This is a genomic window from Advenella faeciporci, assembly GCF_014652395.1.
Taxonomy (GTDB): domain Bacteria; phylum Pseudomonadota; class Gammaproteobacteria; order Burkholderiales; family Burkholderiaceae_B; genus Advenella; species Advenella faeciporci.
The window spans coordinates 240,687-251,553 of the sequence record NZ_BMYS01000002.1 but is presented as its reverse complement, the minus strand read 5'-3'; the positions used below and the strand labels follow the sequence as shown (position 1 = coordinate 251,553).

General features: G+C 48.4%; 13 protein-coding genes. All 13 read left to right on the top strand.

Translation table 11 applies throughout. The annotated features are described in order from the left end of the window. Window positions 1-82: 82 nt before the first annotated feature. The 13 genes from IE074_RS02990 (at window position 83) to iscA (ending at window position 10,860) form a co-directional block, all read left to right on the top strand. On the top strand, window positions 83-1,138 hold the full coding sequence (locus tag IE074_RS02990) for a CDP-6-deoxy-delta-3,4-glucoseen reductase (RefSeq protein ID WP_189383957.1): 1,056 nt from the start codon (window positions 83-85) through the stop codon (window positions 1,136-1,138). Window positions 1,139-1,261: 123 nt separating this feature from the next. Continuing rightward, window positions 1,262-1,660: a TrbG/VirB9 family P-type conjugative transfer protein gene (locus IE074_RS02985; RefSeq protein ID WP_189383956.1), complete on the top strand. Its 399-nt coding sequence runs from the start codon at window positions 1,262-1,264 to the stop codon at window positions 1,658-1,660. 142 nt (window positions 1,661-1,802) lie between these two features. After that, on the top strand, window positions 1,803-4,418 hold the full coding sequence (gene alaS, locus IE074_RS02980; RefSeq protein WP_189383955.1) for an alanine--tRNA ligase: 2,616 nt from the start codon (window positions 1,803-1,805) through the stop codon (window positions 4,416-4,418). Between the two features lie 2 nt (window positions 4,419-4,420). Then, window positions 4,421-4,660, top strand: a complete 240-nt coding sequence (locus IE074_RS02975; RefSeq protein WP_189383954.1) for a sulfurtransferase TusA family protein — start codon at window positions 4,421-4,423, stop codon at window positions 4,658-4,660. Window positions 4,661-4,800: 140 nt separating this feature from the next. Beyond that, window positions 4,801-5,055 (top strand): 30S ribosomal protein S16, encoded by a 255-nt coding sequence (rpsP, locus tag IE074_RS02970; RefSeq protein ID WP_189383953.1) that lies wholly within the window; start codon window positions 4,801-4,803, stop codon window positions 5,053-5,055. A gap of 106 nt (window positions 5,056-5,161) precedes the next feature. Beyond that, complete coding sequence (gene rimM / locus IE074_RS02965; RefSeq protein WP_189383952.1) at window positions 5,162-5,755, top strand: ribosome maturation factor RimM; 594 nt, start codon at window positions 5,162-5,164, stop codon at window positions 5,753-5,755. Continuing rightward, window positions 5,755-6,519, top strand: a complete 765-nt coding sequence (trmD, locus tag IE074_RS02960) for a tRNA (guanosine(37)-N1)-methyltransferase TrmD (RefSeq protein ID WP_189383951.1) — start codon at window positions 5,755-5,757, stop codon at window positions 6,517-6,519. Before rimM ends, trmD begins: the two co-directional genes overlap by 1 nt. 42 nt (window positions 6,520-6,561) lie before the next feature. Next, window positions 6,562-7,542 carry an LLM class flavin-dependent oxidoreductase gene (locus IE074_RS02955; RefSeq protein WP_189383950.1) on the top strand — a complete coding sequence of 327 codons (981 nt, stop codon included), beginning with the start codon at window positions 6,562-6,564 and terminating at the stop codon, window positions 7,540-7,542. A gap of 223 nt (window positions 7,543-7,765) precedes the next feature. Next, a complete protein-coding gene (locus tag IE074_RS02950; protein WP_189383949.1) occupies window positions 7,766-8,257 on the top strand; it encodes a low molecular weight protein-tyrosine-phosphatase in 492 nt (163 codons plus the stop codon). 139 nt (window positions 8,258-8,396) lie between these two features. Beyond that, window positions 8,397-8,900, top strand: coding sequence for a Fe-S cluster assembly transcription factor (locus IE074_RS02945; RefSeq protein WP_189383948.1), 504 nt, complete (start codon window positions 8,397-8,399; stop codon window positions 8,898-8,900). Window positions 8,901-8,918: 18 nt separating this feature from the next. Next, window positions 8,919-10,130, top strand: a complete 1,212-nt coding sequence (locus IE074_RS02940; protein ID WP_189383947.1) for an IscS subfamily cysteine desulfurase — start codon at window positions 8,919-8,921, stop codon at window positions 10,128-10,130. Window positions 10,131-10,150: 20 nt separating this feature from the next. Further along, the gene (gene iscU, locus IE074_RS02935) at window positions 10,151-10,534 is read left to right on the top strand and encodes a Fe-S cluster assembly scaffold IscU (protein WP_189383946.1); all 384 of its coding nucleotides are present in this window, start codon (window positions 10,151-10,153) and stop codon (window positions 10,532-10,534) included. Between the two features lie 2 nt (window positions 10,535-10,536). Continuing rightward, the gene (iscA, locus tag IE074_RS02930) at window positions 10,537-10,860 is read left to right on the top strand and encodes an iron-sulfur cluster assembly protein IscA (RefSeq protein WP_189383945.1); all 324 of its coding nucleotides are present in this window, start codon (window positions 10,537-10,539) and stop codon (window positions 10,858-10,860) included. Window positions 10,861-10,867 lie beyond the last annotated feature (7 nt).

Sequence of the window (10,867 nt, the reverse complement as noted above, 5' to 3'; positions counted from 1 at the left end):
AGTGTCTGATCGTGTCATAATTACAGGCAGTTATGACACGATTACTTTTATTTAAAAGATTTAAACGAATTTTGAATATATTATGAGCTTTAATATCACGGTTCACCCAAGTAACCATCAATTTATTGCCAAAGAAGGGCAAACCATTCTTGATGCGGCTCTTGAGGCTGGCATTATTCTTCCGTACAGTTGCAAAAGCGGTTCTTGTGGTTCATGTAAAGGCAAGGTTCTTTCAGGTACCATAGAACAGTCTCCTGCCGTTTCCCAGGTGGTTAGTGAAGAGGAAAGGGAGCAGGGCCTTACCTTGTTCTGCCAGGCAACGGCAACCAGTCACCTTGAGATTGAAAGTCGCGAAATTCGCATGGCCAGCGATATCCAGGTAAGGAAAATGCCTGTTCGGGTGGTGGATATGGAAAAGGTGGCTGATGATGTCATGGTCCTGAAATTGCAAATGCCAGCGGCAGAACCGTTCCGTTACTATGCCGGCCAATATGTGGAGTTCATTCTTAAGGATGGCCGTCGTCGCAGTTATTCCATGGCTTCCGCACCTAACGGCAACGAACCGGTAGAGTTACATATTCGTCATATGCCGGGTGGTGTGTTTACCGATCATGTTTTCGGTGGCAGTGAAACACAAATGAAGGTGCGTGAAATATTGCGTGCGGAAGGCCCCCTGGGTTCGTTCTTTTTGCGAGAAGACTCTGATAAACCCATTGTGTTTGTGGTAAGTGGAACCGGTTTTGCGCCGGTAAAAGCAATGATGGAAGTCATTATCGAAAAGGGCATTACCCGACCTGTGACCCTGTATTGGGGGGGGCGCAGGCCTAAAGACCTCTATATGAGTGATCTGGTCAGTCAGTGGGAAGCGCAGCTGCCATTCTTTACCTTTGTTCCGGTTATTTCAGATGCCCTGCCCGAAGACAACTGGGCCGGTCGGACAGGGTTTGTGCACAAGGCCATTATTGAGGACTTTCCGGATTTGTCATCGCACCAGGTTTATGCCTGCGGTGCGCCCATCATGGTCAGCAGTGCACGCAAGGAGTTTGTGGCCAACTGCAGTCTTCCCGAAAACGAATTTTATGCCGACTCCTTCACTTCCGAAGCAGATGTGGTCAAGTTGGATGCTGCCAAGGCTTGATGCTAAGCCTGAAACAGTCTGCCCGTCACGCTGCGTTTTTGTCCGTCCGTAAATTTCGCAGCTTGTCGGCTGGTTTTTCCCGTTGCATGATGACTTGGTTTTGTAATTTGAATCAGGTTAATCATGACAGGAATAATTCGTTCTTTTGCCTGTGTACTGGTGGCAGGCATGCTCACGGGCTGTGCAACGCAGCCCGAATGGCTGGTGCGCAAGCGTCTTTACCCCCAATGGGAAATATCCAATCGCAGTGTTAACCAATATTCTTTTGATTGGTCTTTAAGCGGTGATCCGGATATTGCGCCTTTGCAGGTTTTTAGCACAGGTAGTGAAATATGGTTGCAGTTTGAGCCTGATGCCGCCATACCGGCAATTTTTGCCGTTCAGGCCAAAGGTGAGAAACCCTTGCCCTATTATCGCAATGATCCTTATGTCATTATCAAGGGAAACTGGTCCGAATTATTCTTAAGGGCCGGAAACCGGCTGGTACGGGCACGTCACTGGCAAGAAAACAACATCCGGTGATCGTGTCTTTAGAATGTTTGCCTGGGTTTTCATGGGGGCTTTAATGGTGCATTTAACGTAGTAAAGTGTCAAAAATGCACTTATTTGTTAAACACCCCTTATAATTGGCGGTTAAATAAATTTATTCAGCCACTTTTACACGATGAAATCAGCAGAAATAAGACAAAAGTTTCTACAGTTCTTTGAGTCTAAAGGCCACACCATTGTTCCATCTTCGTCATTGGTGCCTGGAAATGACCCAACCCTGTTGTTTACCAACTCAGGCATGGTTCAATTCAAGGATGTCTTTACCGGTAAAGAAACCCGTCCGTATAAACGGGCAACCTCTTCGCAGCGATGCCTGCGTGCCGGTGGGAAGCATAATGACCTTGAAAACGTGGGTTATACGGCTCGCCATCACACTTTCTTTGAAATGCTCGGGAATTTCAGTTTTGGTGACTACTTCAAACAGGAAGCCATCAGGAACGCATGGGAACTGCTTACGCAGGTTTACCATCTGCCGGCTGAAAAGCTTTGGGTGACGGTATATCAGGAAGATGACGAGGCATATGAAATCTGGAACAAAGAGGTAGGGGTTCCGGTTGAGCGAATCATTCGTATTGGTGATAATAAGGGCGCGCGTTATGCGTCCGACAACTTCTGGCAAATGGCCGATACCGGTCCTTGCGGGCCTTGTTCTGAAATTTTCTATGATCATGGTCCCGATGTCTGGGGTGGCCCGCCGGGTTCTCCAGAAGAAGACGGGGACCGTTATATCGAAATCTGGAATCTGGTGTTCATGCAGTTCGATCGCGATGCCGCTGGTGTCATGCATCCACTGCCCCGTCCCTGTGTTGATACAGGAATGGGCCTGGAGCGCGTTTCTGCTGTTTTGCAGCATGTGCATTCCAATTATCAGATTGATCTGTTCCAGAATCTGATCAAGGCAGCGGCCCGCGAAACCGGCGTTGCCGATCTCGAGAACAACTCCCTTAAAGTTATCGCCGATCACATTCGTGCCTGCAGCTTCATGATTGTTGACGGTGTCATTCCCGGCAATGAAGGTCGTGGTTATGTGCTGCGCCGCATTATCCGCCGTGCATTGCGCCATGGTTATCAGCTGGGTCAAGTCAAGCCGTTCTTTCATAAGCTGGTGGCTGACCTGGTCATGGAAATGGGCGAAGCCTATCCAGAGCTGGTGCAGCATCAGGATCGTGTAACCCAGGTGCTAAAACAGGAAGAGGAACGCTTCCAGGAAACACTTGAAAAAGGCATGAAAATCCTGGATGCCGAACTGGAATCCACTGCCAAAGGCGGTGCCCTTAGTGGTGAAACAGCCTTTACGCTTTACGATACATTTGGTTTTCCTTTTGATCTCACGGCGGATATTTGTCGTGAGCGTGGCTATGAGGTGGACGAGGCGGGCTATGAAGAGGCAATGAATCGTCAGCGTGAAATGGCAAGAGCCAGCGGCAAGTTCAAAATGGCACAGGCTTTAAGCTATTCAGGCGAACAAACCCGTTTTGAGGGGTATGAGCATTTGCAAACCAATGCCAAAGTGCTGGCTGTGTACGTGGATGGCGCGTTGGTTGAGTCTGCCACCGAAGGGCAGGATGCCGTTATTGTTCTGGACAATACCCCGTTCTATGCGGAATCGGGTGGTCAGGTGGGTGATACCGGTATCCTGGCTGGTTTTGGCAGCAACTTCAGTGTTCATGACACCCAAAAAATCCAGTCCAGTGTTTTTGGCCATCACGGAACGGTTACCTTGGGTACCATCAAGGTCGGTGATTTGCTTGATGCGCATGTCGATGTAGAGCGTCGCCAGCGCACCATGCGCAACCACTCGGTGACTCATATCATGCACAAGGCCTTGCGCCAGGTGCTGGGTGAGCATGTGCAGCAGCGTGGCTCATTGGTGGATCCTGATAAAACCCGTTTTGACTTTGCGCATGATGCACCCGTTACGACCGAGGAAATCAGTCGGGTTGAAGATATCGTCAATGCTGAAATCCTTAACAATACTGATGTTACCGCGCAGCTGATGTCCTATGATGATGCAGTGGCAGGTGGTGCGGTGGCCCTGTTTGGCGAGAAGTATGACGATGAAGTTCGTGTACTGGATATTGGCTTTTCCCGTGAGTTATGCGGGGGAACCCATGTGCACCGTACCGGCGATATTGGCTTGTTCAAGATTGTGTCCGAAGGCGGTGTGGCAGCGGGTATCCGTCGAATTGAGGCCATTACCGGCAGCAATGCGCTGGCTTGGGTGCGTAACCTTAACAAGTCGGTTCAGCAGGCGGCGGCTTCCTTAAAGGCGAATCCGGCCGAGTTGGTTGAAAAGGCACGTCAGGCACAAGAGCATATCCGTTCTCTTGAAAAAGAGGTTGATCAGCTCAAGGCCAAAGTCGCTTCCGCTGCCAGTGCCGACCTGTCATCACAGGCGGTTGATGTCAATGGCATCAAGGTGTTGGCGGCAGTCATTAAAGGGGCGGATCCCAAATCACTGCGTGGCATGATCGATCAGCTTAAAGACAAGTTAAAGACTGCAGTGGTTGTGCTGGCGGCAGAGGCTGATGGCAAAATCAGTGTCGCTGCCGGTGTAACCGCCGATACCACCAGCAAGATCAAGGCAGGTGATCTGGTGTCGCATGTTTCCACGCAAATTGGTGGAAAGGGCGGTGGTCGACCCGACATGGCCATGGGTGGCGGTACCGATCTTCAGGCGCTGGATGCAGCGATTGCCGGGGTTCGTGCCTGGGTTGAGTCTAAGGTATAAGCATGTCTGAAAAACATTCTTATGTTTTGGAGGTGGATGCCAGTGGTTTGGTTTGTCCGCTTCCTATCCTTAAGGCTAAAAAGGCGCTTTCCACCATAGAAAGCGGGCAGGTCCTGAAAGTCATTACGACCGATAAAAATGCCATCAAGGATTTTCAGGCTTTTTCGGCCCAAACCAAAAATGAGCTGGTGGCCCAGGAAGTTCTTGGGGCCAGTACCGTGCATTACCTTAAACGAAGATAGTGCATGTTGCCTATATGTCAAAAGCAGGTGTTGTTGCCTTGCTTTTGACGTGCTTTACAAATTAAGATTGCATTCTGTGTGCATCTCTTGATATAATCACTCGTTTCATATTTATTTAATTTTACAAGAAAGGACTACCTATGGTGGTGATTCGTCTAGCCCGTGGTGGCTCAAAAAAACGCCCATTTTACAACATTGTTGCCGCTGATTCACGCAATCGTCGTGATGGTCGCTTCATCGAGCGCGTTGGTTTTTATAATCCTGTTGCCAAAGAAGGCACAGAGGCCCTGCGTATCGAACTTGATCGTTTGAACCACTGGGTTGGTAATGGTGCGCAGCTGTCACCTGTTGTACAGCGTTTGGTAAAAGAGTTTTCTGCCAAAGCAGCTGCCTGATAGTTTTTCTGTCAGACAAAATGATTCGACCGTTTGCAATGGCTGGCGGTCGTTTTATTTTTTGTGAGCTGGCTTTTGTTTTTGCATAAATGGGTGTGGTGGGTTAATGGCAATTCCAGATGATCTTGTAGAGCTGGGCCGTATTGTATCGGCCTATGGTGTGCGTGGCATGATTAAGATTCAACCGCATTCCGCCCAGGAAAGCATTTTGCTTAATGTAAAAGAATGGTGGCTTGCCCGTCTTTCGCGCGCGGGTGTGCAGCAAGAGCCGCATCGTCTGGTCAGGGTCTTGCGTGCCCGGGATCATGCCGGTTCTATTGTGGCTCAGCTAGAGGGGTGTGATGACAGGGATCAGGCAGAAGCCCTTAAGGGAACTTCCATCTTTGTGTCGCGTGACTGTTTTCCAAGTGCGCCAGATGATGAGTTTTATTGGATTGATTTGATCGGTTGCTCTGTTTACAGTGCGGCCGATTCGTCTGGGCCGGTTTTGTTGGGCGTGGTGCACGAGGTTTCCGATAACGGAGCGCATGCCGTGCTTCATATCGGCAGGCAGGGCGTTGATGAGCAGGGTAATCTTGTTTTCCTGAAAGATGACAAAGGCAGGGTAAAAGAAGTTCTGGTCCCGTTTGTTCAGGCGCATGTGCCGTTTGTTGATATCAAACAAAAGCGAATTGAAACAGACTGGCCGGCAGACCTCTGATGCGAGTGGATGTTATTACCCTGTTTCCCGAAATTTTCTCCGTGGTCCGGGACCTGGGGGTGACAGGAAGGGCGCACCGCCAGTCTATCTGGCAACTCAAAACATGGAATCCCCGCGCTTATACCTCGGATATTCATCAAACGGTTGATGATCGTCCCTACGGCGGCGGTCCTGGCATGGTCATGCTGGCCGAGCCCTTGAGGAGGGCTGTGCGGGATATCCATCAGGACCGTCAACGTGAAAACGCATTACCGGCAAAAGTTGTTCTGCTAAGTCCCACGGGCAAACCCTTTAATCAGCAAAAGGCGCAAGAGCTGGCAAATTCAGGGGGTGTTACCTTGGTTTGCGGACGTTACGAGGGTATAGATCAGCGTTTTATCGATCACTATGTCGATGAGGAAATTTCGCTGGGTGATTTTGTTTTGTCGGGTGGGGAAATTGCGGCACTGGCCATGATTGATGCGGCTGTTCGGTTATTGCCGTCGGTGCTCAATGATGCGGCATCAGCTTTGCAGGATTCTTTTCATGAATCTTTGTCTGGCTTGCTTGACAGTCCGCATTATACTCGCCCCGAGGTGTTCGAGGATGAACCGGTTCCCGAGGTCTTGTTATCGGGGCATCATAAAAACATATCCACCTGGCGTCGTCAAATGTCCCTCAGGTTGACTCATGAGCGTCGTCCCGAGCTTATTTTTCAGGCAAGAAGTCAAGGCTTATTAAGCCCTGCTGATGAAAAGTTTTTAAAGACGCTTTCAGATAAATAGTGTAAGTTATTGCTTTGTTTATTTTGAAAATTAGGTATTGCTTTGGTTCCCTTTTCTATCCTGGATTTATCACCGATCAATGAAAATGAAACGGTGGGTGATGCGCTTGGAAATTCCTTGCAGCTGGCAAAAAAAGCGGAAGAGTGCGGTTTTACGCGGTTTTGGCTTGCCGAGCACCATAATATACCGGGTATCGCCAGTTCTGCCACTTCGGTGGCTATTGGGTATATAGCCGCAGGAACAAGCCGCATTCGTGTCGGGTCTGGTGGGGTTATGTTGCCCAATCATTCGCCACTTATTATTGCCGAGCAGTTTGGTACCTTGGCCTCTTTGTATCCGAACCGGATTGATCTGGGCTTGGGCAGGGCGCCTGGCACAGACATGAATACGGCAAGAGCGTTACGGCGGGATTTGCGTGCCAGTGCTGAAAATTTCCCTCAAGATGTCCAGGAGCTGCAGTATTATTTTCGCCAGCCCGAAGAGGGGCAGCAAATAGTTGCGGTACCTGCCGCGGGTGTTCAGGTTCCGGTTTGGTTGTTGGGGTCCAGTTTGTACAGTGCGCAATTGGCGGCTTATCTTGGTCTGCCTTTTTCTTTTGCCTCACATTTTGCGCCGGCCGACTTAATGAATGCCCTATCGGTTTACCGTTCTTCTTTCAGGCCTTCTGTCTATCTGGACAAGCCTTATGCCAGTGCCTGTGTGAATGTTGTGGCGGCGCAAACTGATGAGCTCGCCAAGTATCATTTTACCTCTCACCAAATGGCATCGGTCCAGCTTCTCAGGAATGCGCCCGGAAAACTCCAGCCCCCGGTAGATAATCTGGATGATCATGTTTCACCCGCCGAGCGCGCCAGCATTGAGCATAAGCTTGTTTATTCAATGGTGGGCAGCCCTAAAACGGTAGCCCATGGGATCTCAAGATTTGTGGAAATGACGGGCGTTGATGAGCTGATGATAACAGCACGTGTTTACGATGTTGAGGCAAGACTCAAGTCGGTGGAATTGGTCAGTTCCGCCTTTTGATCCGGTATTGTTTTTACTATCGTTAAATGTTGTTTAATTTTGTCAAATATCTGTTTTCACTTGATTTTAAAGTGTGTATGATCTAAGTGAATTGGTTGTGAAAATTGGCGTTCTTTTAACTTGTTGTTTTTTAAGGCAAAAAATTTTTTTAAAAATGCTCGTATGTGAAGCATAATTAAAAATAGCTTGCCATAACTGGGGTTTTCCCTCAAACTATAGGGCTATGGTTACTAAAGTACTTTTCGTCTGTATGGGCAATATCTGTCGCTCGCCGAGTGCCGAGGGGGTATTGCGTCGTCTCGTCCAGGAGGCAGGCCTGCAAAACTCAATTCAGGTTGATTCGGCAGGTACTCAAAACTACCATATTGGTGATGCGCCCGATGGTCGAGCACAACTGGCAGCCCGCAAGCGTGGCTATGATATCTCACAGCACCGTGCCCGTCAGGTAACGGCTGAGGATTTCACGGAATATGATCTTATTCTGGCAATGGATTGGGATAACCTTTCTTACATGCAGCAAATCTGCCCCAAGCCCTTGCGGCATAAACTCATGCTGTTAATGCGGTTTGCCAATGATTACGAAGAAGCAACCGTACCCGACCCTTATTACGGTGGTTTGGATGGCTTTTTCAAAATGCTTGATTATCTCGAGGATGCCTGTCAGGGTGTATTTGAGATAGTCAGCAAGCGCGTTAAACAATATCAAGCTGCATAAACCCTTTAAAATCTGACTATTGCACAAATATGACAATATTTGTGCAAATTTCATTATATCAATAATAAATCCTAGTAAATTAGTCGACTATTTGTTATACTTGAGTAAATTACTCGGCTATTGCGGCAAGGAATTTATTATGCGATTAACTACGAAAGGTCGATTTGCCGTCACGGCAATGATTGATCTGGCCTTGCGCCAGAACAGCGGCCCCATAACTTTATCAACAGTCAGCGAAAGACAAAATATTTCTCTTTCTTATCTTGAACAGCTGTTCGGGAAGTTGCGTCGTCACGAGTTGGTGGAAAGTATTCGTGGACCGGGCGGTGGCTATATACTGGCCCGCTTCGCAAGAGAAATTACAATCGCCGATATTATTTTTGCTGTGGATGAACCCTTGGATGCCACCAGTTGTGGGAGCAAATCCGAGTGTTCCTCTGGTAAAGATGGAAATTTATCAGGGAAATGCATGACACACGATCTCTGGACCAACCTGAACCGAAAAATGGTGGATTACCTGGATTCAGTAACACTTCAGGATTTAGTTGATCAGCAACGCATGCGTCAGTTGAATCAGGTGCCGCAAACAAGCAGTGTCATGATGCAAAAAAAAACCGATTCCCTGTCTTCCGTCATTGTATAAATTTTGGAGTTTGATGTTATGGCAAAGCGCCCGATATATTTAGATTATTCCGCCACGACCCCGGTAGACCCGGAAGTTGTGGAAAAAATGGTGCCCTGGTTGTATGAGCATTTTGGCAATCCGGCTTCACGCAGTCATGCTTTTGGCTGGGAAGCGGAAGAGGCCGTTGAGAACGCCCGTAAACAGGTGGCGGAATTGGTTAATGCCGACTCAAGGGAAATCGTCTGGACATCGGGTGCTACTGAATCAAACAACCTCGCCATTAAAGGTGCCGCCCATTTCTATGCAGAGCGTGGCAAGCACATCATCACGATCAAAACCGAACATAAGGCAGTACTGGATACCACCCGTGAACTTGAGCGTCAGGGTTTTGAAGTGACCTATCTGGACGTGCAGGAAAATGGCCTGATCGATCTTGAAGTACTGAAGGCGGCCATTCGTCCCGATACTATCCTGGTTTCTGTCATGTTTGTTAATAATGAAATCGGTGTTGTGCAGGATATCGCCTCAATCGGTGAATTGTGCCGTGAAAAAGGTATTGTGTTTCACGTTGACGCTGCACAGGCAACCGGTAAAGTAAATATCGATCTGCAAACACTCAAGGTTGACCTGATGTCGTTCTCGGCCCACAAGACCTATGGCCCCAAAGGCATTGGTGCCTTGTATATCCGTCGTAAACCACGTATCCGCATCGAAGCGCAAATGCATGGTGGCGGCCATGAACGCGGTTTCCGTTCAGGTACCCTGGCTACACACCAGATTGTGGGTATGGGCGAAGCTTTCCGTTTGGCAAAATTGCATATGCAGGCAGAAAATGAACGTATCCGTGCATTGCGTGACCGTTTATGGAGTGGCCTGTCCCAGATTGAAGAGGTTTACCTGAATGGTGATATGGATCAGCGGGTTCCCCACAACCTGAACGTCAGCTTCAACTATGTGGAAGGTGAGTCCCTGATCATGGCCATTAAAGAATTGGCAGTTTCCAGTGGGTCTGCCTGTACCTCTGCCAGTCTGGAGCCTTCTTACGTATTACGCGCTCTGGGCAGGAACGATGAACTGGCACACAGTTCAATCCGTTTCACCATTGGCCGTTTTACCACCGAAGAAGAAATTGACTACGCTGTTGAATTGATCAAATCACGTGTTGGCAAATTGCGTGACATGTCGCCCTTGTGGGAAATGGCCAAAGAAGGGATTGATCTTGATACGGTTCAATGGGCCGCTCACTAATTTAAAGCAGGAGTATTATCATGGCTTACAGTAATAAAGTTTTAGACCACTATGAAAATCCGCGGAACGTCGGTTCTTTTGATAAAGACGATGAAGCGGTGGGTACCGGTATGGTAGGTGCGCCTGCCTGTGGTGACGTAATGAAACTGCAAATCAGGGTTAATAAAGAAGGTGTTATTGAGGATGCCAAATTTAAAACCTATGGTTGTGGCTCTGCCATTGCTTCCAGTTCCCTGGTGACCGAATGGGTCAAAGGCAAAACGCTAGACCAGGCATTGGACATCCGCAATACGCAAATTGCCGAAGAGCTTGCCTTGCCACCGGTAAAAATTCACTGTTCAATTCTGGCTGAAGATGCTATTAAGGCAGCAGTTCAGGATTACAAGGAAAAACATTCGAGCTGATTATGGCAATTACATTAACTCAAAAAGCGGCAAATCACATTCAGGATTACCTGAATAGAAGAGGCAAGGGCGTTGGCCTGCGCCTGGGTGTAAGAACGACGGGTTGTTCAGGCATGGCATACAAGCTTGAATATGTTGATACACCTGATGATGCAGATGTTCTGTTCGAGAGTTTTGGTGTGAAAATTTTTGTCGATCCGAAAAGCCTGGCTTATATTGACGGCACTGAACTGGACTACGCGCGTGAGGGGTTGAATGAAGGCTTCAAGTTTTCAAACCCCAACGAGAAAGCCAGCTGCGGTTGCGGTGAATCATTCTCGGTATAGGTAGAAC

What these genes read in the sequence shown, in the direction of transcription:
- IE074_RS02990 (WP_189383957.1), top strand. Translation starts at nt 83, where the DNA reads ATGAGCTTTAATATCACGGTTCACCCAAGTAACCATCAATTTATTGCC.
- IE074_RS02985 (WP_189383956.1), top strand. Translation starts at nt 1,262, where the DNA reads ATGACAGGAATAATTCGTTCTTTTGCCTGTGTACTGGTGGCAGGCATG.
- alaS (WP_189383955.1), top strand. Translation starts at nt 1,803, where the DNA reads ATGAAATCAGCAGAAATAAGACAAAAGTTTCTACAGTTCTTTGAGTCT.
- IE074_RS02975 (WP_189383954.1), top strand. Translation starts at nt 4,421, where the DNA reads ATGTCTGAAAAACATTCTTATGTTTTGGAGGTGGATGCCAGTGGTTTG.
- rpsP (WP_189383953.1), top strand. Translation starts at nt 4,801, where the DNA reads ATGGTGGTGATTCGTCTAGCCCGTGGTGGCTCAAAAAAACGCCCATTT.
- rimM (WP_189383952.1), top strand. Translation starts at nt 5,162, where the DNA reads ATGGCAATTCCAGATGATCTTGTAGAGCTGGGCCGTATTGTATCGGCC.
- trmD (WP_189383951.1), top strand. Translation starts at nt 5,755, where the DNA reads ATGCGAGTGGATGTTATTACCCTGTTTCCCGAAATTTTCTCCGTGGTC.
- IE074_RS02950 (WP_189383949.1), top strand. Translation starts at nt 7,766, where the DNA reads ATGGTTACTAAAGTACTTTTCGTCTGTATGGGCAATATCTGTCGCTCG.
- IE074_RS02945 (WP_189383948.1), top strand. Translation starts at nt 8,397, where the DNA reads ATGCGATTAACTACGAAAGGTCGATTTGCCGTCACGGCAATGATTGAT.
- IE074_RS02940 (WP_189383947.1), top strand. Translation starts at nt 8,919, where the DNA reads ATGGCAAAGCGCCCGATATATTTAGATTATTCCGCCACGACCCCGGTA.
- iscU (WP_189383946.1), top strand. Translation starts at nt 10,151, where the DNA reads ATGGCTTACAGTAATAAAGTTTTAGACCACTATGAAAATCCGCGGAAC.
- iscA (WP_189383945.1), top strand. Translation starts at nt 10,537, where the DNA reads ATGGCAATTACATTAACTCAAAAAGCGGCAAATCACATTCAGGATTAC.